Annotated in this window: 20 protein-coding genes; 5 read left to right on the top strand and 15 right to left on the bottom strand. The window is 37.7% G+C overall.

Annotated elements, in window-relative coordinates:
- Positions 1-6 precede the first annotated feature (6 nt).
- From IQ247_RS03755 to IQ247_RS03720, 8 genes are all read right to left on the bottom strand, one after another.
- Positions 7-777 (bottom strand): MBL fold metallo-hydrolase, encoded by a 771-nt coding sequence (locus tag IQ247_RS03755; RefSeq protein WP_193917185.1) that lies wholly within the window; start codon positions 775-777, stop codon positions 7-9.
- A complete protein-coding gene (locus tag IQ247_RS03750) occupies positions 778-1,377 on the bottom strand; it encodes an anthranilate synthase component II (RefSeq protein ID WP_193917183.1) in 600 nt (199 codons plus the stop codon).
- A 62-nt stretch (positions 1,378-1,439) separates the two neighbouring features.
- Positions 1,440-1,910: a diacylglycerol kinase family protein gene (locus IQ247_RS03745; protein WP_193917181.1), complete on the bottom strand. Its 471-nt coding sequence runs from the start codon at positions 1,908-1,910 to the stop codon at positions 1,440-1,442.
- A gap of 148 nt (positions 1,911-2,058) precedes the next feature.
- Complete coding sequence (ybeY, locus tag IQ247_RS03740) at positions 2,059-2,577, bottom strand: rRNA maturation RNase YbeY (RefSeq protein WP_193917179.1); 519 nt, start codon at positions 2,575-2,577, stop codon at positions 2,059-2,061.
- A 14-nt stretch (positions 2,578-2,591) separates the two neighbouring features.
- Complete coding sequence (locus IQ247_RS03735; RefSeq protein ID WP_228059443.1) at positions 2,592-2,756, bottom strand: DUF3285 domain-containing protein; 165 nt, start codon at positions 2,754-2,756, stop codon at positions 2,592-2,594.
- 244 nt (positions 2,757-3,000) lie between these two features.
- Positions 3,001-4,117, bottom strand: a protein-coding gene (gene prfB / locus IQ247_RS03730; RefSeq protein ID WP_193917175.1) for a peptide chain release factor 2 whose coding sequence is annotated in 2 segments (ribosomal slippage) — positions 3,001-4,044 and positions 4,046-4,117 — 1,116 coding nt in all. Because the reading frame shifts where the segments join, the coding sequence is not laid out codon by codon here.
- A gap of 144 nt (positions 4,118-4,261) precedes the next feature.
- On the bottom strand, positions 4,262-4,840 hold the full coding sequence (locus IQ247_RS03725) for a Uma2 family endonuclease (RefSeq protein ID WP_193917173.1): 579 nt from the start codon (positions 4,838-4,840) through the stop codon (positions 4,262-4,264).
- A 204-nt stretch (positions 4,841-5,044) separates the two neighbouring features.
- Complete coding sequence (locus tag IQ247_RS03720) at positions 5,045-5,683, bottom strand: peroxiredoxin (protein ID WP_193917171.1); 639 nt, start codon at positions 5,681-5,683, stop codon at positions 5,045-5,047.
- A 331-nt stretch (positions 5,684-6,014) separates the two neighbouring features.
- On the opposite strand from IQ247_RS03720, the gene IQ247_RS03715 reads away from it, so the two are divergent.
- Genes IQ247_RS03715 through IQ247_RS03705 form a run of 3 tightly spaced genes read left to right on the top strand, consistent with a single transcriptional unit; the run spans position 6,015 to position 9,430 of the window.
- Positions 6,015-7,739 (top strand): VWA domain-containing protein, encoded by a 1,725-nt coding sequence (locus tag IQ247_RS03715; protein ID WP_193917169.1) that lies wholly within the window; start codon positions 6,015-6,017, stop codon positions 7,737-7,739.
- Positions 7,740-7,761: 22 nt separating this feature from the next.
- On the top strand, positions 7,762-8,274 hold the full coding sequence (locus IQ247_RS03710) for a hypothetical protein (RefSeq protein ID WP_193917167.1): 513 nt from the start codon (positions 7,762-7,764) through the stop codon (positions 8,272-8,274).
- Positions 8,275-8,311: 37 nt separating this feature from the next.
- Positions 8,312-9,430 carry a substrate-binding domain-containing protein gene (locus IQ247_RS03705; protein WP_193917165.1) on the top strand — a complete coding sequence of 373 codons (1,119 nt, stop codon included), beginning with the start codon at positions 8,312-8,314 and terminating at the stop codon, positions 9,428-9,430.
- A gap of 95 nt (positions 9,431-9,525) precedes the next feature.
- Here IQ247_RS03705 and IQ247_RS03700 read toward each other — a convergent pair whose 3' ends face one another.
- From IQ247_RS03700 to glmM, 6 genes are all read right to left on the bottom strand, one after another.
- Complete coding sequence (locus tag IQ247_RS03700; protein ID WP_193917163.1) at positions 9,526-10,539, bottom strand: hypothetical protein; 1,014 nt, start codon at positions 10,537-10,539, stop codon at positions 9,526-9,528.
- 203 nt (positions 10,540-10,742) lie between these two features.
- The gene (gene hpsP, locus IQ247_RS03695) at positions 10,743-11,933 is read right to left on the bottom strand and encodes a hormogonium polysaccharide biosynthesis glycosyltransferase HpsP (protein WP_193917161.1); all 1,191 of its coding nucleotides are present in this window, start codon (positions 11,931-11,933) and stop codon (positions 10,743-10,745) included.
- A 173-nt stretch (positions 11,934-12,106) separates the two neighbouring features.
- Entirely contained in the window at positions 12,107-13,279 is a 1,173-nt protein-coding gene (gene hpsO / locus IQ247_RS03690; protein WP_193917159.1) for a hormogonium polysaccharide biosynthesis glycosyltransferase HpsO, read from the bottom strand.
- Positions 13,280-13,384: 105 nt separating this feature from the next.
- Positions 13,385-14,425: a hormogonium polysaccharide biosynthesis glycosyltransferase HpsN gene (hpsN, locus tag IQ247_RS03685; RefSeq protein WP_193917157.1), complete on the bottom strand. Its 1,041-nt coding sequence runs from the start codon at positions 14,423-14,425 to the stop codon at positions 13,385-13,387.
- Positions 14,426-14,535: 110 nt separating this feature from the next.
- The gene (hpsL, locus tag IQ247_RS03680) at positions 14,536-16,230 is read right to left on the bottom strand and encodes a hormogonium polysaccharide biosynthesis protein HpsL (protein ID WP_193917155.1); all 1,695 of its coding nucleotides are present in this window, start codon (positions 16,228-16,230) and stop codon (positions 14,536-14,538) included.
- A gap of 203 nt (positions 16,231-16,433) precedes the next feature.
- Positions 16,434-17,909 (bottom strand): phosphoglucosamine mutase, encoded by a 1,476-nt coding sequence (glmM, locus tag IQ247_RS03675; RefSeq protein WP_193917153.1) that lies wholly within the window; start codon positions 17,907-17,909, stop codon positions 16,434-16,436.
- Positions 17,910-18,716: 807 nt separating this feature from the next.
- Between glmM and IQ247_RS03670 the strand changes: the two genes are divergently transcribed.
- Entirely contained in the window at positions 18,717-19,439 is a 723-nt protein-coding gene (locus IQ247_RS03670; RefSeq protein WP_193917151.1) for a biliverdin-producing heme oxygenase, read from the top strand.
- Positions 19,440-19,620: 181 nt separating this feature from the next.
- Here IQ247_RS03670 and hxpB read toward each other — a convergent pair whose 3' ends face one another.
- Positions 19,621-20,280 carry a hexitol phosphatase HxpB gene (gene hxpB, locus IQ247_RS03665; protein ID WP_193917149.1) on the bottom strand — a complete coding sequence of 220 codons (660 nt, stop codon included), beginning with the start codon at positions 20,278-20,280 and terminating at the stop codon, positions 19,621-19,623.
- Between the two features lie 218 nt (positions 20,281-20,498).
- Here hxpB and cobW point away from each other — a divergent pair, with 218 nt between their 5' ends.
- A complete protein-coding gene (gene cobW / locus IQ247_RS03660) occupies positions 20,499-21,569 on the top strand; it encodes a cobalamin biosynthesis protein CobW (RefSeq protein ID WP_193917147.1) in 1,071 nt (356 codons plus the stop codon).
- Positions 21,570-22,122: the final 553 nt, after the last annotated feature.

The following is a 22,122-nucleotide window of genomic DNA, read 5'->3' as shown; positions in this document are numbered from 1 at the left end:
TTTGTGTTAAAATTTGTAGCTAAATACCTGAATTGCACTATTTTGTGGTATGTCCCTAGGAGTCATACTAATCGTATCGCTATTACTACGACGTACCTCCATACCGTTCATTACCGTAAGAAAATCATCTAATGGTGCAATATCACAATTATTTTGATCGGCAGCTTGGGTACGATAATGAGTAGGAATTATTAACTTGGGATTGAGAACTTGAATTGCTTGTCTGGCTTCTTGGGCATTATAAGCTTTATCGCTACCACCAACAGGTACTAAAAGCACATCAGGACGGCCCATGAGGATTTTTTGCTCTAAAGAAATAGGTGCAGCAGCACCTCCTAAATGCAAAATATTAATTCCTGCTTGATTCCATTGCCAAGCCGTATTTATGCCAAAGCGTTTTCCGCCAACGCGATCGTGATCGATCGCAATCCCTTGGAATTTAATTTCATTAAGCTCGTAAACCCCCGGCTGATACATTAACTTCGGTTTTCCAGGTAAGCCTTCCACCGCACCTTCATCCAACAGCTGACTGCTAATTAGTACCAAATCTGCCGCAATATTGGGTGGACGATAGCCAGCAGTACAGCCTACAGTACGAAAAGGATTTACTAAAATTTTCGTACCGTTACCCGAAAACAAAAAGCTTGTATGACCCAACCACTGAATTGATAGCGAACCACCAGATTGGGCATTAACCCGCAATCCAGAACTCAAGTTAGCAAACAACGCACCTGCTAACCCCGCTCCAGCGTAGCCAATCAACTGTCGTCGTTTCATTTACTCTCTCAAAGGTAATTTTTCTAGAAAGTTTCGCAGCAATTGCTTTCCCGAATTAGTCAGGATACTCTCTGGATGAAATTGGACACCTTGTACGTGAGGAAAGTTCCTGTGTTGCACTCCCATAATTGTCCCATCTTCAACCCAGGCGGTGATTTCTAATACATCCGGAATCGTATCTCGCTCTATTACTAAACTATGATACCTGGTTGCGGTCATGGGATTATCTAATCCCCGAAAAACTCCTACCCCCCGATGAGAAACTTGAGAAGTTTTTCCATGCATTAACTCTGGGGCAGAAACAATTTTACCGCCAAATACTTGACCTATACTTTGATGTCCTAAACATACGCCCAAAATTGGGTAATTAGGTGCTAATTCTTCAATTAATTGTAAAGAAATTCCGGCATCTTCCGGTCTTCCCGGACCCGGAGAAATAACTATACCATCGGGCTGCAACGCCCGAATTTCATCCAAAGATATCTTATCATTACGAAACACCTGAATTTGGTCTGCGACAGGAAAATCTACAGCTAACTCTCCCAAATACTGCACCAAATTATAGGTAAAGCTGTCGTAATTATCTATGACTATTAGCACAGCGATTCAAATCCTCAGTTTTATCTGGCTATGCCTAATTTGTTCGATTGTTTTGGCTATTGCTATTTCAGGTTTATAGAAGTAGACAATAGAATCAATTCGAGCAAAGGAGGCAATATAAGCATAGCAGCTACTAATACCGCCACCAATGCTGAAACTAGCACCGCACCAGCCGCACAGTCTTTGGCAATTTTCGCTAATTCGTGATATTTTTGCTCAACTGTCAAATCAACAACAGACTCAACAGCGGTATTGAGCAATTCTAAAGCTAAAACTAAGCCGCTAGTAACTGCAATTACCGCAACTTCTACGGCTTTCAGATGCAAAAAAACGCTCAAGCCAATTGCCAGAGCGCAGACAGATAAGTGGATGCGAAAATTACGTTGAGTTTGAAAAGCGTAGGTAATTCCAGCCCAGGCATATTTAAAACTAACGAACAGGTTGGAGGCAACAGACCAAGATAATTCTCTTTGTTTAGACACAACTGTTTCTAAACTGTTTGGTTTTGGTGAAGATGAAATTTGCTGGGACATAGGCATAAAGATATGAATAATGTAATATTAGGATGAAATTTTTCTCGAATTTTAAAAGGCTAATTAATATTTTGACAATTTTCTACAGGAATATACTAAAAGTAAAAGCACAATTAAAGCATGGCATGGAAATAACCATTTTGTGAATCTATTCTATGTTAATATCAATACCTAATGTCTTCAGTAACATTACTTGCTTTTCCATCATTCTTTGCAAACTTTCTTCATCAGGATGATCCCATCCCATCAGATGTAACAAACCATGAGATGTTAACCAAGCTAATTCAGTTTTCAAAGAATGACCTTGCTGTATTGCTTGTTTTTGGGCTGTATCCACAGAAACGATAATATCGCCAAGATATAAGGGTTCAGAGTCATCTGTTTCCGTAATGTCTGGGGAATCTACTTCCAAAGCTGCAAAAGCCAAAACATCTGTAGGTTTATCTTGATCGCGATACTGAGAATTTAGGGTTTGAATTTCTGAATCATCCGTCAAACGTAGTCCAATTTCATAACTAGGGGCTTGAGGAATATCAGATTGTAGTATATTCACCCATTGACAAAACCAATTTTCCCAATATTCATCCCCATTTCCTACACCTTCCTTTAGAGAAGATTGTTCATAATAATTTTGCACATACACTTGAACGGAAAGCCGTTTATCCACTCAATCTCCTTTTATTAACGAGTTAGATAAGCAAGACCAATCAAAACAGCCAACAGTCCAAAAGTAGTAAGTGCAAAATGCTTTAACGAGGTGCCACCCTTTTGAACCATATTCCGCATTGCCAACTTTGTATAGCTGGGTTTATCTTCATTACTAGAAGAATTGTTCATAGTATTCATAAAAATTTAATCACAATAACAAACTCTTCTACCAATCTAACAAATTGCTGACAAATGGAGCGCTACACAGCGTTTTTTTCAGCAAAGCGAAGTAGGTATCAGTTAAGACCACCGGACGACGCGAGTTAGGGGTTAGGGGTTAGGAGTTAGGAGTTTTGAGTTTTGAGTTATACAAATATTGTAGTGAAAACCGAAAATCTCCCTAATTATCTTACATTACCAATTACCAATTACCCATTACCCATTACCCATTTTCGACAATTTGGTTTTGCTGTCGTAGATAAGTTTGGATGAACGAATCTAATTCCCCATTCATCACATCGGCGATCGCTGTTGTTTCAACGTTAGTACGTAAATCCTTGACCATTTGATAAGGATGGAATACATAGTTACGTATTTGATTTCCCCAAGAGGCTTCAACCATATCGCCGCGAATTTCCGCGATTTCTTGAGCGTGTTGTTCTTGAGCAACAACTAACAACTTTCCTTTGAGACGAGCCAGGGCTTTTTCTTTGTTTTGCAATTGCGATCGTTCTTCCGTACATCGCACGGCAAGTCCAGTAGGCAGGTGAACAATTCGTACTGCGGTTTCTACTTTGTTGACGTTTTGTCCGCCTTTACCGCCTGCCCTAGATGTAGTAATTTCTAAATCCTTATCGGGAATATCTAACACTACATTGTCATCTATCTGAGGCATGACTTCTATGCCTGCGAAACTAGTTTGTCGCTTACCATTAGCGTTGAAAGGGGAAATCCTTACCAAGCGATGGGTACCCATTTCGGAACGCAAATACCCGTAAGCATAACGTCCGGTAACTTCTAATGTCGCCGATTTTATCCCAGCTTCATCACCGGCAGATTCGTCGGTTAAGTTAACTTTATAGCCATGATTTTCTGCCCAACGAGTATACATTCGTAGCAGCATCTCCGCCCAATCTTGAGCATCAGTACCCCCCGCACCTGCTGTAATGGTCACTAAAGCCCCTTTAGCATCGTAGGGACCAGAAAGTAACTGCTGTAACTCCCATTGGTCAAGTTCTTTTTTAAGACTAGTAACGTTATATGTAGCTTCGCTCAACAGCGACTCATCAGTATCGGATTCTAAGAGTTCAACAACTGCCCTTGTATCCTCTAAACTAGAGTGCCAATCATGATACTGTTGTAGATGTTCTTTAAGTTCATTGAGTTCTTGCAGGGTATCTTGAGCCTTATTTTGGTCATCCCAAAATTCGGGTTGTGCTGCAATTTCTTCTAAATCTTGAATTTTAGCTTTGAGTGCAGGTAAGTCAAAGATAGTCCTGAGTTTTACCCAGGCGATTAGATAACGTTTCGATTTCCCGTTTTAGTTCTAAAACGTCCATATTTGTTTACAATTGTCAGCTTTAATGCTTCTAGAATCTGTGTGTATTTATATTTATCTTTGATTTTAGCGACTGTCTGCAAAATTTTCTCGTTTTAAGGTTTTTTTATTTGATAACTGAATTAAATATAAAGACTTGGAAATGTTACCAAACTTTATTCATATTCAACACAAAACCTGGTAATATATCTTCACCGTTAATGGTATCGGGATTTTCCAAGCATTCTACTGGCATTTGCGGACGATAAACGTAAACTTTGTGGTTTTTGCGGTCAATTAACCAACCTAACCGAATTCCCGGTTCCTGGATATATTCTGTCATCTTTTCCTGCAACGGTTTGAGATTGTCGCTAGCAGACCTTAACTCAATGATAAAATCAGGACAGATAGGAGCAAATTTTTGTTGTTGCTCTGGCGATAAACTATTCCAACGTTCTAATTTGATCCAACAAACATCGGGAGAGCGTTCCGCACCAGTAGATAGTTTAAATCCCGTACTTGAATCAAAGCAAATACCCGTACCATCTTCTTCCGACCATACCCATAACTGTCCAGCTATATTAACATTACGATTTCCAGTTTCCGAGCCAGTAGGTGACATGATTGATATTTCCCCGTGTTGATTTCGTTCGATGCGTAAATCGCGGTTTATCTGACAGAATTCAAAGAATTGCTCATCTGTCATTGATGAAGGAAATTGTAAAAGTAAAGGAGATGAAAGCATGATGTTTGCTAAATTAGACTTACATTTCCTATTGTGAATGAGAATTTCGGCAAAGTTAGAATTTATTTATCGCAACCGATGATGGCTGCTATATCAAATTAATTAATTCATTTAACCTATCCTAAATAGCAAAGACGTAGCAATGCTACGTCTCTACATTCAATAGATTACAGTTGATGTTGAAACTATAATTCAACAACACAACTATTTATTAGGTTGGGGAGTCATCCGCAAATAAGACTTAATTTCTTCGTATCCTTTAGGAAACTTTTGCTTAAGAACTTCTGGATCTTTAAGAGTGGGGACAATAACGCAATCATCACCATCTTTCCAGTCAGCAGGAGTTGCAACGCTGTAATTATCAGTCAACTGCAAGGAATCAATTACCCGGAGAATTTCATCAAAATTACGTCCGGTGCTAGGAGGATAAGTTAAAGACAAACGTAATTTATGCTCTGGGTCAATGATAAATACTGTCCGTACAGTTACTTTAGCGTTAGCGTTGGGGTGAATCATATCATAAAGGTCAGAAACCTTTTTATCGTCATCCGCCAAAATCGGATAATTGAGTTTAGTGCTTTGGGTTTCCTCAATATCTCCGATCCAACCTTTGTGAGACTCAACATCATCAACGCTAAGTGCGATCGCTTTAACATTGCGCTTGTCAAATTCCGGCTTTAACTTTGCAACCGTACCCAATTCAGTCGTACAAACAGGTGTATAGTCAGCCGGGTGGGAAAACAGTACTACCCAGCTATCACCAGCCCATTTGTAAAAATCAATTTCCCCTTCACTCGAAGCTTGGGTAAAGTTTGGTACTGTATCACCTAAACGGAGAGCCATAAACGATTTCCTGATAGTCAGATTTTATGTATTCTACCTTGCAATAATCGCATATTACCTGTTTGCTTAATTAGGTCTTAGCAAAACGTAATTGCTTAGGAGTTGGTTTCTGGTTGTTAAATTTCTAAACCACTAAGCACTATCTACTTATAATCATCTGGACTTGAACTCTTCGGGTTGACAGATCAAACTGAAATTGAAACGAAAGTGCGGAGAAAAATTTTGATGGTTTTCGTAAATTAGTTGCATTCTTCCGATATCTATATAGAAGCTTGTTGATAGTTTGTAATCCGAAGTCCCAAATATACTAAATTTTTACTGGGAGAAATACATGATTTCTAAAAATCGTCGCTTCGCTGTATCTGTGATGACAACCTTCAGCATTTTGTTACTGACTGCTTGCGACGGTGCTGAAAATAATTCTACAAATAATTTAGATAATTTTAATGGTTTAAAAATCAAGTTGTTAGTCGGTAGCGCTTTAGACAAGTTTTGCGCTCAAGCAGTGCAAGATTTTAACGCTACACAACCGCAATTAGAAGATGGTACGGCTTTTCGGGTGGAATGTGAAGCATTAGGAAGCGGTGATGTAGTTAGTAAAATGGTAACTTTGGCAACTCAGTTAAAAAATGGGACTTTGCCAGAATCCTCACCAGATTTTCCCACAATTGTTTCTGTAGACGGTGAAATTTATCAAAATCAGTTAATTTATCAAGTAAATCAATTATTTCCCGGACAAAATTACATCCCGCAAATCACCGAATCACCGCTACTCGCGAATTCACCAATGGTTTTGATGGCACAAGCGGATATTGCTCCGGGACTAGAAAAAGTCGATAATTTTTATCAAGCTTTAGCTACTGCCAAAAATCACCGCGATATTGACTCGTCAGCACCTTTATTACCCATAAATTTCGTCCACACTGCACCAACTCGCTCCAATTCGGGATTGCAAACTTTAGTGACGCAGTTCGCTAGCGTATCGGGTAAACGTCCGGAAACCATTACGGTGGCTGATGTGCAAAAATTTGAGTCCCAGGTTCAGCAAATTCAAGCCAAGATTACCCGCTACGGGACTTCTACAGGCTCTTTGGCTAAGTCGATGGTTAAAAATGGTCAATTCTGGGCTTCGGTTGGCTCTGTATACGAATCCAGCGTCATTGATGCAAATTCTCACTTGCAGCCAGGGCAACAAAGCTATCAAGCCGTGTATCCGCAAGCAACATTTACTTCTAATATGCGGGCAATTTTACCTAAAGCTCCTTGGGTAAGTGCTGATGAAAAAGCCGCAGCAGAGAAATTTATTGATTATTTGCGTTCTGCTCAAGTGCAGAAAATCGCTACTGAATTGGGTTTGCGTCCTGGAGTACCGGGAATTCCGTTAGGGGAAAAGTTTTCGTCGCAATTCGGGGTAAATCCTCAAGCAAAGTATGATTCGCTACGACCTCCTCAACCGGAAGTTGTGGAAGCGATGCTCAAATCTTGGCAAGAAGTAGTCAAAAAACCATCTTTGGTTGTTGTTGTTGTGGATTCTTCGGGTTCGATGGAGGGAGAAAAATTACCCGCAGTCCAAACAACTTTGCAGACATATATTAATAGTTTGGGACCTAAAGAGCAAATTGCCTTGATTGATTTTGACAAAGATATTCGTCCCCCAGTATTAGTAGATGGAACACCTGAAGGAAAGGATAAGGGAATCCAGTTTGTCAATAGTTTAGAAGCGGGTGGTGGAACTCGTCTTTATGATGCGGCAATTTCTGCTCGTGACTGGTTAACAAATAATCTTCGTCAAGATGCGATTAACGCGGTTTTGATATTAACTGATGGAGATGATACAACTTCTCAAATATCTTTAGAACAGTTAAAGCCGGAATTACAAAAAAGCGGTTTTAATAGCGACCAAAGGATTGCATTTTTTACAATTGGTTACGGTAACGAACGAGAATTTAACCCCGAAGCACTGAAGATAATTGCGGAATTAAACGGCGGTTATTATTCTAAAGGAAACCCGGAAACTATTTCAAAATTAATGTCAGATTTGCAGTTGGAATTTTAAATTCATCAAGGAACAAAAATCTATGAAGAAATTATTAGGCTGTCTTTTTCCACCTGTCATTATAGTTCTTGCGTTAGCATTTTTTGTCGGTAGTTCAGCAAAATTAAGTTGTAAGAAACTGGAAATAAACTATACCAAATGTCAGCTACAACGTTTCCGAATGTTTGGGCTTATATCAACATCTGTAGAAAGTTTTAGATTAACAAAAGCTAAAGCCGAAACCCATATAGATGAACATAGCGATGGGGATTCTACTATATACAAGTTAGTGTTGTACGAAAAAGATGTACCTATTCAATTTTATCAACATGGGGAATTTATTTTTTTGGGCAATGATGCACAATCAGATAATGAGAAAATAAATACATTTCTAAGAATAGAAAATGAAAACGTAATGTTAAACATCTACTCTCGATCTTATGTAAAAATAGCGAAAGCATTGATTGATGAAAAAATAATATTAATCATGTTTTTGATTGTCATTACCATCTTTTCTAAAATTAGTTCTGCATTTAAAAGGCGAAAATTTGAATAATTTAATCGTTGCAATTATTCTTGTTTAGAATCTAATTATGAACAATAAACGTCAATCCCAACAAAAAAACCGCACTATCGTTTCTCTAGGCATAATTTTAGCCTCACTAGGTTTAGCTTATGCTCCTGTTCCCGGTTTACAGCAAACTGTAGTCATAGTTAGCGGTTCGGAATTACAAGAACCTCTAAAACAGTTGGAAGTTCAATTTGAGCGAGAAAATCCTAATATCAAATTAGAGTTAAAATTCCAAGGTTCTCAAGAAATAGTTAATAAATTTATTGACAATGAAAATGACTTTACACCAACTATCTTAATTCCTGCAAATGGAGAAAAACTAACAGAATTAAGTACTCGATATCAAGCAAGTAATTCCGACGAACCTTTTTATGAAAAACCCCTACCAATTGCTAAAACAATGTTAGTAGGAATTGCTTGGCAAGAAAGAGGTAAAGTACTTTTTCCCGACGGACGTTTTCGCTGGGATAGAGTCGAAAAAGCCATGCAATCCGTTAAATGGAGCGGAATTGGTGGTGCAAGCGATTGGGGAAGTTTTGATTTTGTGACTACTAATCCGACTCGTTCCAACAGCGGACAGTTAACCATGAGCTTATGGACGCAATCAAAAGTTGGCGGTAATCTTAATAGTTCAAGCTTTAATAATTCCGCTGTAGAATCATTATTTGGTTTAGTGAAACGCTCCGTTTATCAACCTCCACGCTCTACCGATATCTTATTAGAAGAATTCATTGCTAAAGGTGCTAACGATGCCGATGTAGCAACAGTTTATGAAAGCATCGCACTACACCGCTGGGAACAAGCAACTAAAACTCAGGGGAAACCCTATCAAATTTATTATCTCAATCCAACAATTGAAACAATTTCTACCGCCGCAATAGTAAAAAGAAATGTCGATCAAGGTACCGCAAATGCTGGTCAAAAATTCCTTAATTTTCTGACTCAACCCCAACAGCAAGCGATATTTGTCCAGTATGGATTTCGTCCCGCAAATAATTCTGTAGACTTAAAAACAGTTCCCAATAGTCCTTGGAATCAAAATATTCCCGGTGCGGAAATTATACCAACAGGAGATAAATTACCACCACCAAATACAGATATTTTTGGCGAAATTCAAAGATTATGGGAAAGGGTTAATTAAATTGGTAATGGGTAATAGGTAATTGGGTATTGGGCATTGTATACTAAGCTTTAATTACTCCCAACTCCCAACTCCTAACTCCTAACTCCTCATTCCTAACTCCTAATCGCTTCCAGACTTTCTTGATTCCACACATATTCATCGATATCATTAGGCCAAGATACTTCATTTGCTGTAGCGAGCTTTAAAGTACTAGCTTTTAACTGAGCATATAAACTAGCAAAATCACCAATTTTCAGATGATTTTTTATAAAAGTTTGCCGCAAAAGTTCGGTTGTAAACATCATATTATGAGCTTCAAAACTACCTTGAGAAAATATCCGCTCAAATATGATGAATTTTATGTCATCTCGTCCTAGTTTATTAGCTCTCTCACGAGTAATTCCAAATTTTTCTGGTACTACATCACCTTTAATTGAAACCATGATGTATTTCGGACCTTTCACCCATTTTTTATAACTGTTACCAAAAGCAAATACATTAATAAGTTGGTCTGTACGATTTTCCCATTTGATTTCTTGAATTTTTCTTGCTTTAAAATTCCAGAATTTTGTATGTCTTCTAATAAATTTTCTCTTAGCACTATTAATAGCACGAGCTAACAAAATCGTACCATGACTATCACCTGAAAAATTGAGACGTTTATCATTTTCTATCGCATAAATAATTAAACTTGCTGTATTTCTAATCGCAGGACTTCCAGCTAAACCGATGCGGTGTATAGCAGCATCTATCCAATCTAAATATTTATTGAGAAAACTAAAAATAGGATTTTCTTTGATAAAAGAAGAGTTATTCATATTAGCAACACCAGTATTTAAAGTCTGTGCGTATCTGAGACTCCTTTTAGAAGATATTTCTTCGGGTTGTCCAAGTCCAGAAATAAATACTGCAAAAAGTTCCCTATCGTCCCCTACTGGATAATATGTTATATCTTGAGCAATAAAAGCAATGGGATTTTCCCTTGCCATCACGTCATCAAAATCAAAAATTTCTTCTGTACCGGGATTCTGAAACTGTCCGTCAAACTTTTTATCTGGGAATAAAATCTCTAAAAGCCAGCGTCGCCAATTCGACTTTACTTGCTGCTTTTTATATTCATTCCTCATAACAGTTTTCCTTTTGTTAAAACCGCGTTTTTATATTTAACTTACTTTTGAATATACAAGTATTTTCTGACACTTCCTGATAATTTATTTAAACATATAACTATCGCCATAGAAATAATTTGGTATACATTAAATATCACTGGCGGTTAAAACCGCAGCTACACAAGCAAAGTCCACCGTTGTGGTGGACTATTGGAGTGCTTTCAATTGTCCTTTAATCGAAGAATATCTTGATATGCTCCAATTATTCTTTGGGCGATCGCATCCCAACTATAGTTCAATAAAGCATATTTCCTTGCTTGCAATCCCCTACGCTGTCTTTCTTCTGGGTATTTTAAAGCTTCTCGTAATAAATCTGCAATTGATTCCACATTGGTTGTACCTACCCATCCTGATTGACTACTACTAACTTCTTGACAAATATGCACTTGGTCGGAAATTACCACGGGAATTCCTGTTACCATCGCTTCAGCTACAGCAATACCAAAGTTTTCGTAATAGGAAGGTAAAACGAATAAATCGGCAGCTTCGAGTAAACCATATTTTAACTCGCCGGTGACGAAACCAGTAACGGTAGTATGTTTATTTAATGGTGAAGCTTGAATTTGTAAGTTGATTTTTTTTTCATAACTAGGGTCTTGAGGATTAGTTCCAGCTAAAATAAAATGGAAGTTTAACTGTTCATTTAATAATTTTTCTAAAGCCGGAATTAATAAATCTAACCCTTTTTTAGGGTCAATTCGCGACATAAATAATATTAAAGGTTTATCTTCAGGAATATTATATTTATTAAAGACGTTAAATTTAAGGTCTCTAGATTTACTTTGCATTTCCTTTACACCCAAAGGAATTACTAAATCTTTGGTAATCGCACCAAATCTATGAGAAACTTTTGCTTCTTGTTGGCTAGTAAAGTGAATTGCAGCAGCTTTTGCTATATTAGGACGTTCTAAAATAGCTGCATAAAGTTGTTTTAATTGCTTTTTCTTACGTAAATCTGCGGGGTCAAGAGTCCCCAAAGGACGTAAAATATAAGGTAATTTTTTAGCGCGACAAACAGCAGCAGCGGTACTACTTAATGGAGAAAATAAAGCATGAATATGAGCCAAATCATATTCGTGAGCATGATTATTTAACCACTTTAATAAATCAACAGAAAATTTATAGCGCCGAAAGGGTGAACATTTAAAATAAATAATTTCATAACCATCTTGTTGAATCGCAGAATTCAACAGAACATCCAAAGCTTTTTGTCCTGTATCACCGTTACTATCAGTTGTGAGAACTGTAACTTTTACACCCTGTTTTGCTAAAGCCGGTGCCAGTCCCAATACCATTTGACTAGGACCACCATAAATCACAGAAATTGAAGGAACTATTTGTAATATTCGCATTATCAATTTTAGATTTTAGATTTTAGATTTTAAATTTTAAATTACTCTTATCCCGTCACGAAATTACTGATTAATAATTTATTGTTGAATTAACTCCTAATTTCTAACTCTTAACTTCTAACTTCTAACTCTTAACTTATAATTCCTAACTCCTAACTTCTAACTCCTAACTTCTATGTATTCAGCAATTCTTGATAAAATTCCAATTGTTGTTTTGCTAAAGCAGTATTTGTATATTGTGTAATTGCTTTTGCATAACCCATTTGACCGATATTTTCAGTTAAATCTGGGTTATCTATCAACTGTTGCAAGCAATTAGCTAATTCTTTAACATTACCTTCAGTAAATATCAATCCAGCATCACCGATGACGTGGGGAATTTCGCCAGAATCGGAACCAATTACAGGTACTTTACAAGCCATCGCTTCAATAATTACGTGACCGAATTGTTCTTTCCAACCCACAGAAGTTAAGGTTTTAAATTTATAAGTTGTTTCTGATGGTAATACCAAGGTACTCATTAAATTAATATAATCTGCAACTTGATCATGAGGGACGCTTTCAACTAATTTAATCCTATCTTGAATGCCATTTTCTGCTGCCTTTTTACTGATTTCGTCTTTTAATTCCCCTCTTCCTAAAAGTAATAATTTCCAAGGTTTATCTTTAATATTAACTAATGCATCTAAAAGCGTCATAATACCTTTTTCAGGTACAAAACGTCCCACGAACCCGATGACAAATTCATTTGGTTCAATTCCGACTTTATTTGCTAGTTCTGGTTGTGGTTTGGGCGTAAATAAACTTTCATCTACACCCAATTGCGGCATTACTTTAATCGGTCCTCGATAACCGCGATCGCGCAATATTTTCGCTCCATCTTGATTACCAGAAATTATCCCGTGACTATTATCTAAGTTATAATTTTCTAATACAGAAACAGGAAATTTTAAATCATATGGTAAATTCCACCATGTAAAGAAAACATTTTTTGCTTTCAACCCCAACAATCCATTTAAAGTAATCATTTCCGCATAAGCCAAACCTCTCGAACCTTGTTCTACATGAATAATATTGGGACGAAATTTTTGTAGTAAAGGAACTAAATCGGCACCAAAAGTTAGTAATCCTTGATGATTTTGACTAAAATTAGAAACGGGAACTATCCGAAAATTACCTTCATCCCGATATTTGGTTTCGATAATTTTGTTTTGCACTCCCCCAGGTCGCCATCTTTTTGGTACAACTACAGTTACTTCAATATCCGATTCTAATCGAGATAAAGCCCGTAATTTTTCACAATTTAAATCGACTATATATGTATGACTAGCTACTAATATTTTCATGATTAGTTAGTAAATTGGTAATGGGTAACTGTCAACGAGTTTCTAACTCTCTCAACAGCCTCTTTCCTCAGCGTTCTCTGCGTCTCTGTGGTTAAATAATTATGATCAAAAACTCCCCACAGGACTTTTAGAACTTGTTTCCATCACCTCAATTTGCTTATCTTGTCGAGTATAAATTTGACCATCATTCCACAACGACTGAATCACAGTCCCTAAAGCATTGAAAAAGCCCAAAATATAAAAAACACCGCGAGTTAAAATTTTGATCGGTGAACCGCTTTTGTGACAAGGAGGTCTTCCAAGAACATGACAGTCAAACAAACGAGCGTAAAAACGCAAAGCTTGAGCAGCAGTCAAATTATTTAACCCTAATAAAAAGTGGTTATGGTAAAAGGTAAACTGATATTTAGTAGAACGAGTACTGATATCATGACAGCCACCAGTCTCTTCTCCTAAATGCACTAAATGCGCTTCCGGATCGTACCAAATTTTATACCCCGTCTTGCGGATGTGCAGGCAAAAATCCGATTCTTCTCGTACCGCACTACCGCGAAATCTTTCATCAAAATGCAGTCCGTATTTAGTAAATAATTCACGACGGAAAGACATATTACAACCCCTAGCGGTTAAAACTTCCTGGGGTTTTGTCGTATGTACTAGATCGATGTAGTACCACGCAACTCCGGGGTCCATCGCTTGGGAAGGTAGATATTCAATCTCTGTATAATTACCGTCGCCCTGAGTATAACCTTTTGCAGAATCTTCCATTTTCATCCGGTCAAATACCCTTCCCGCAACAGCACCTATTTCCGGGTTTTCGTAGTTTTTCCCATGGGCTGCTAAAAAGCCTTGTTCCATCACCACATCGTCGTCAATAAATAGAATTATCTCACCTGCACACCGCCGCACCGCATAATTTCGCGCACCCGGTAAACTAGCCCAATCCAAGCGGTACCATTGAATTTTTCCTGCGGTTGCTTGTTCTTTTAAATAAGCTTCAATTTCCGGTTTATGTTTTGGGGTTTGGTCTACTACCAAAACTTCATAATTAGAATAATCTTGTTTAAGTACATCCGCAATACTATCGCGCAAAGCTTCCTCGCGCCCGTAGGTCGGTATAATTACTGAAATTAAAGGGTCAGACATATGATAATTTTAGATTTTGGATTTTAGATTAGAAGAGTTAGGAGTTAGGAGTTAAGAGTTAGCAGTTAAAATTTGTTACACCTTTAACCTTTAACTTGACTGCCCCATCCTCAAAGGGGATTTTCTAATACTTTCTGCTTGCGTTTATTTTTAGTAGATACTTCTGCTTCCTGCACTTCTTGATTTTGTTCCTCTTTGAGTCTTTCTAACTTGTCTATTTCTGGCAATTTGAAAAGCACCCCTGCGAAAAACCAGTAGTAAACAGCAACTGGGTCAACATCTAAAGGATAGTAATAAGTGTTGTAACTTATAAACAATATAAACACCCATAAAGCTGCTCCGTAACCACGGAAATTACGGTTTTTTACTTTGCGGTAAGTTTGGAAGGCACAAACTGTTAAGCTGGTGACTAAACCTAAAAACCCTAATACTCCCAAAATTCCCACTTCAAACATAACTTTGGGATAGTATGTTTCCACTAGTTTAGTCGGTCCCATTATCCTCGCGGAATTCGTCGCCTTTCCTAATCCGTTACCAAAGGGATTTTTGGTATTATGGGCAACTTCTTCAAATTGCTGGGTAATAAATTCATAAGGTGGTGAAGCATTCCAACGATCAATAAAGCTATCAAGTCTTTCTTGGACAACTGCGGGATTACTTGCGATCGCAATTGTCAAAATCAAAATTAATCCGCCGAAAATGGGAACGAACCGCTTGAGGTTAGCAAGTTGACCTGTAAGTATGAGTAATAATACTAGGCAAGCAGGTACTAAGGCTAAAGCAATTCTTTGTCCAGAAATCACAGCATTGACAAACACCATTGCCAAAGAAAGCAAACCAACCATGCGCCATTTGAAGGAAGGATCACTAAAGCCAGTACCGAAAGTAAAAAAGGTGCTGGAAATTAAAAACCAAGCCCATTGCCAAGGTGCAACGAAAGTACCTGGTAGCCTAATCATTCCTTGACTGGGGCTGTAAACTAACGCACCACCAATAAAACATCGGGCTTCTAATGTGGCTTTAAATAAATCAACTCCTGTAGCGTTACGAGTTCCTTCACAAATACCTGTAAGTAGTAACGCATATTGAACGACTCCTAAAATACAGCAGACGAGTATCAAGGTGACTTGAAGTCTGGATACAAATAAAAAATCTTTTTTATTACGAATTAAATAATAAGCACAGGTAATTAACGGTATGTAACCCATGAATACTTTGAGTCCCAGAAGCCCCATACCCAAAGGTATTTCCGGTTCTAATGTTTTAAATAGCGGTGGAGGAGGTGGGTTAAATTGCTGTACTGTATTTACAAATAAAAACGTACAAATACATAAAAATAATAAAATCAGTAATGGTGTTTTAATCCCTTTAGGAATAATAAAAGGTAAATTTTGTTGACGGCACTTTTGCCACAGAGCTACAGCAGCAGGAATATAAAACCCATCTTTAGCTAATTGAAGTATGGCATTTCCACCAAGTAGATAAGTAACAGTACCTGAAAATGGGATATAGAAAATAAACCACAATAATGATTGACGAGGATATTTATAAGCAAGTGCCAGTACTATTACTCCCATCGCAGCCGGAATTGCTAATTTAATTCCCCCAGCAAAAAATGCCACGATTCCTAAAACAATACCTACTCCTCCGGCTTTGGAGAGTAGGCTAGTTAGTTCTTGACGCGCTCTTGTTGCTTTACGTTTCTGCGCTAGTCTTTCTTTAAGAGTAAGTGCAGGCTGTTGGTTTTGCGACTGCTTTTTATTATTACTATTCTTCTTCTTTTTTCTATCCTTTAATTTGACCATGTTAAATTTGAGATTTTAGATTAGTAAATCAAAAATAGTTAGTTGATAATAGATAGTGGTTAATTGATGATAACTAACAAATAATATTTTATACATTCTTAGTGGACAGTATTTAGGTGAAATTTAAAAAACAACCGTCCAACTATCAACCAACCACTAACTAGCCACAACTAATACCTACCAATCCAAATCTCAAAAATCTTTTATGCTGCCAAATGTTGCTCTACTACATCAACTAATTCTTTTGTCCAGTAGGTCACAACGTCGGCTGCTTGAGCCTCTACCATGACTCGGATTAAAGGTTCCGTACCAGAAGCACGAACTAATACTCTCCCAGCACTACCCATTGCTACTTCAGCACGAGAAATAGCTTGTTGCAAAGGTTCACAATCTTTCCAAGCTACGCGCTTCTCTCTATCTTCCACCCGCACATTATGTAATAGCTGCGGATATGTGGAAAAGCTTCGATCTACCATTTCAGATAAAGGCATACCAGCCTGATTTACTAAAGCTGCTATGTGCAAAGCTGTCAACAAACCATCTCCAGTTATACCATAGTGACGGCAGAGGATATGACCAGATTGTTCTCCTCCTAACATTCCACCAGCCCTGAGCATCTCAGCTTGTACGTGTTGATCTCCAACTGGAGTACGGGTAAATTTACCGCCGATTTCTTTCCACGCTCTTTCAAAGCCTAAATTGGCCATGACTGTGGAAACAATCAAATTATCTGGTAATTCTTGCTTTTGTTGCAAGGAATTTCCCCACAGATAAAGAATGTAATCCCCGTTAATTGGTCTTCCGGCGTTGTCTACTGCTAATACTCTATCTGCGTCACCATCAAACGCAAAGCCCAAATCAGCATTATTTTCCTTGACAACCGTTTGCAAAATGTCCAAATGAGTCGAACCGCAATCAACATTAATGCGATCGCCATCGGCTTGATTATGCAACGAAATCACTTCTGCCCCCAATTCCTGGAATACAGATGGTGCTAAACCAACCGCTGCTCCCCATGCTAAATCTAAAACAACCTTCATTCCTTGAAGATTTACATGACCATGCAAGGGTCCCTTTAATATCTGAGCATATTCCGATATTAATTCGGGACGGGAGTAATGTCGCCCGCAATTGCTGATGCTCACCGCAGGTGATGCTTGACCGCGCAATCCTGCTTCAATTTCTTGCTGTAAAGTCTTGCATAATTTTATGCCATCGCTACCAAACATTTTAATGCCATTGTCTTCTGGTGGATTATGACTAGCTGAAATCATTACTCCACCCACGGCATCTGTAATGCTGGTAAGATAAGCAACACAAGGAGTAGGACACAAGCCCAAATACCACACCTCTAAACCTGCTGCCGTTAAGCCTGCACTCAAAGCCATTGCCAGCATATCACTCGAATTTCGCGAATCCTGCCCAAGAATTACCGGACCGGATTTTTCGGCACGAGTACGCAATATAATACCCGTCCAAAAACCTACTTGCAATGCTAAAGGCGCACTCAGTAATTCCCCTACTCGTCCGCGAATACCATCTGTACCGAATAAAGGAGATTGCGGCAGTACTAAGGAGTTGTGTCCAAAACCACTAGCAGAAGCTCTTTGCCATCCATTAGCACCAAAAGCAGAATCTCCACGAACGTCACCAGGATTTCGAGTTATAAATGATACCATAAATTTAGAACGCTCCACACACTCACACAGGAGAATAACACTTTATACTTGATTGAACAATTCTTATTGAATACCTTTGCATCAGGACTTTTGCATATATTCTTTTATTTTTCTCTTTCTAAATTTATTCTAATTTGGGTACTTTTAAGCAAGCATACTTATGAATTTCATCAAGCAAATATAAAGATTTTATCAAGTCAGTATTATCCCTGATGCCATTCAGAACTTATTTTAATATCCTTTAAAGCTAATTTCACACCCGTTTGACGTTATTAATCTATTCCGTTGGAATCACCTTCTTAATATGCTTAAAAGCTAATTAATCCTAAAGGCAATATCTAAATTTACTAAGTTATTTTATAGTAGAGCTAATACTGATTTATATGTATAAAGCAAAACATAAAGTCTCTGATAGATAAATTTGCTCAAAAATACAAAAAAATCATCAAACTAGCTTTTTTGTAATTAATCTTCATAAAACTTATATGTATATTCCCAAGTTAAGATGATGATCGCAATGTCAGAACAGACTTGTAGAAACTGCTTAAGAAATTTTAATAGAAATTATCATCAATTAGCTTTAATGTTACTTTTTAGTAGTTGTTTGTATTTATGAAGCGGTATGGATGAAAGAAATTATAAATGGGCTTTCCTCGAATTCTTGTAAGTAAGTTAGGATAGCGGAGATTATCTGATACATAACATCGATTCGAGCTTGAAAACTAGCTTCTAAGGGCTTTCACCCACTTGAAACTTCATAGTTTGAACCTTACCTTTAGTTAACCTTTTATTGTTGAGAAATTTAGCATGAGCAGCAATTTAGCAACCAAATTACGTGTAGGCACCAAAAAAGCTCACACAATGGCAGAAAACGTTGGTTTTGTTAAGTGCTTTTTAAAAGGAGTCGTTGAAAAAAATTCTTATCGTAAGTTAGTTAGCAACTTCTACTTTGCTTACACCGCAATGGAAGAAGAATTAGAAAAGCACGCCAACCATCCAGTTGTTTCCAAAATAGATTTTAAGGAACTTTACAGAAAGCATAGCTTAGAACAAGACCTAAGTTATTATTACGGTGCGAATTGGCGCGAACAAATCAAGTTATCACCAGCCGGTGAAGCATACGTACAGCGTATCCGCGAAGTAGGGGAGAATCAACCGGAATTATTAGTAGCCCATTCCTACACTCGTTATTTAGGTGATTTATCCGGTGGACAAATCCTGAAAAACATTGCTCAAACAGCAATGAATCTCACTGAGGGAGAGGGTACTGCTTTCTACGAGTTTGATCAAATTGACGACGAAAAAGCATTTAAAGCAAAATATCGTCAAGCTTTAGACGAAATGCCCATCGATGAAGCGACAGCAGATAGAATCGTTGATGAAGCCAATGCGGCTTTTGGGATGAATATGAAAATGTTCCAAGAGTTGGAAGGTAATTTAATCAAAGCCATTGGACAAATGTTGTTTAATAGTCTTACTCGTCGTCGTAATCGCGGTAATACTGAAACCGGATTGGCGACTGCTGATTAAGATTTATTAACTTAAAATAATTGACTTATAGGGGCGATGTTTTTATGATTATTTGTGTTAGGCATTAATAATTATAAGGATATTGCCCCTAATGCAGGTTTTTGATCGGTTGGGATTGGAATATTTAAACGCAGAGGAGCGCTAAGGTAAACGCAGAGGAGCGCAAAGTTAAATCAGTAATTTATAAATTAACTAAATCCCAAATGTTGTCATTTAACTGTTCTAGAGATTCTAAGACTATATCGGCGATCGCAAATTTTGGGTTATGAAATTCTGACATTTCGGGGATAGCAATACATTTCATTTGGGCAGCTTTGGCGGCTAAAACTCCATTGAGAGAATCTTCTAAAGCTAAACAATTTTGCGGAGATACTCCCAGTTTATCAGCAGTGGTAAGATAAACACCGGGATGAGGTTTTCCCAAAAATTCGGATTCAGCCGAATAAATTATTTCAAAATTATCAGCGATATTTAGTTTTTCTAAGGCGGCATTGATAATTTTAGATGAAGAAGAAGAAGCTAAGGCTATTTTGACATCTTTTGTTTTGACATAGTTAATTGCCTCTTTAACACCAGCTAAAGCCTTACCTTGAAGATGAATTAACTCAATTAATTTATTAACTATTGCTTCTTCAACTTGTAACTTAGATAAATTATCCCAAGGATATTTTTTGTACCAATATTCCACAACTTCATCGATTCTTAATCCTTTGGTTTGTAGACACATAGAAGGAATGAGAATTATCTCTACCTGTTTAAATATAGCTATTTCTGCTTGTTGCCATAATGGTTCCGAATCAATCAACAAACCATCCATATCGAAAATTACTGCTTCAATCATGTTAGTAAAGAATGGGGAATAGGGTTGGGAGAAGAATTAAAACAATACTCAACAACTTACCAAAAAACAAGCGAAATCCCAATCAATCCAATCAATATTCCGACTAAGAATGTTTACCATACAATACACTCATTTTTATGACCCTTTTATCGTAAAATAATAAAGTAGATTTTCAATCAAAACGTTAAAAACAGGGACACAGAAAGCTTTTTACACGCATGGCTACAAAAATTCCCGTTACCGTTATTACAGGCTTTTTAGGAAGTGGTAAGACTACTTTAATCCGTCATCTACTGCAAAATAATCAAGGAAGGCGCATTGCTGTTATAGTCAATGAATTTGGTGAACTTGGTATTGACGGAGAATTATTACAATCTTGTCAAGTTTGCCCGGCAGAAGAAAGCAGCGATCATATTGGCAATAATAATAATCATAATAATCATATTTATGAGTTAACCAATGGTTGTCTTTGCTGCACGGTTCAAGAAGAATTTTTACCGACTATGCAGCAGTTAATTAAACGACGAGACACCATCGACTGTATTTTGATCGAAACTTCTGGTTTAGCTTTACCAAAACCGTTAGTCAAAGCTTTTCGTTGGCAGGAAATTCGGAATGCTGCTACAGTTGATTCAGTAATTACCGTAGTGGATTGCGAGGCGGTTGGTGCGGGAACTTTTGCGAGCAATTTGGCAGCGGTAGAGGCGCAACGCCAAGCAGATGATAGTTTAGAACATGAGACTCCTTTGCAAGAACTGTTTGAAGACCAGCTTGCTTGTGCAGATTTAGTGGTATTAAATAAAACTGATTTGGTGGATGATTTAACCTTAACTAAGGTCAAAAATTTAGTGAAACAGGAATTACCTCGGATTGTGAAGATGATTGAAAGCGATCGCGGTGAAATCGACCCCTCTATATTACTCGGTTTGCAAGCCGCAGTTGAAGATAACTTAGATCAACGTCCTTCCCATCACGACAGCGAGGAAGAACACAAACACGATGATGAAATTACTTCTCATCATGTAGTTTTAAACCGTAGTTTTGACCCGCAAAAGTTGAAGCAGCAATTACAAACTTTGGTACAACAGCAAGAAATTTTTCGCATCAAAGGTTTTGTTGCAGTACCAGATAAATCGATGCGTTTGGTAATGCAAGGTGTTGGAAATCGATTCGAGCAATTTTACGATAGAGCTTGGAAAGCCCAAGAAGTAAGACAAACTCGTTTGGTTTTTATCGGTCGAGATTTGAAGTCTTCTGATATTGAATCGCAATTGGTAGCTTTGAATTAATCAGTTATCAGTTGTCAATTATCGGAATCCTGCCACTTTTAGAAAGACGTTGCAGTACAACGTCTCTACACGATTTATTTATATTTAAAGAAGTCGGGTTTTTAAGATAAATTTCTGTAATCTCAGACAAACTCGATAAAAACCCGACTTCTCGCAGAACCAAAAAATTCCCCGAAGGAGTACTCACCTAAAGGCATAAAAAAAGAGGGTTCCCCCTCTCTCAAAATTTATTTAAGTCTAAACCGTTATAAACCTCTATAACGATAAATCTATTATTCCTCGATAGTCGCTGCGACTTCCTCTTGAACTTCATTTTGTTCAACTTCAGTTTCTACTGGTGCTGATTCTACTGGTGCTGCTTCCGCTTGAGCTTCAGTTTCTACTGGTGCTGATTCTACTGGTGCTGCTTCCGCTTGAGCTTCAGTTTCTACTGGTGCTGATTCTACTGGTGCTGCTTCCGCTTGAGCTTCAGTTTCTACTGGTGCTGATTCTACTGGTGCTGCTTCCGCTTGAGCTTCAGTTTCTACTGGTGCTGATTCTACTGGTGCTGCTT

It is taken from the genome of Plectonema cf. radiosum LEGE 06105, assembly GCF_015207665.1.
In the GTDB taxonomy this organism is placed as follows: domain Bacteria; phylum Cyanobacteriota; class Cyanobacteriia; order Cyanobacteriales; family Nostocaceae; genus Rivularia; species Rivularia radiosa_A.
The sequence above is the reverse complement of the archived record's forward strand: the minus strand, read 5'-3'. Positions and strand labels throughout refer to the sequence as shown.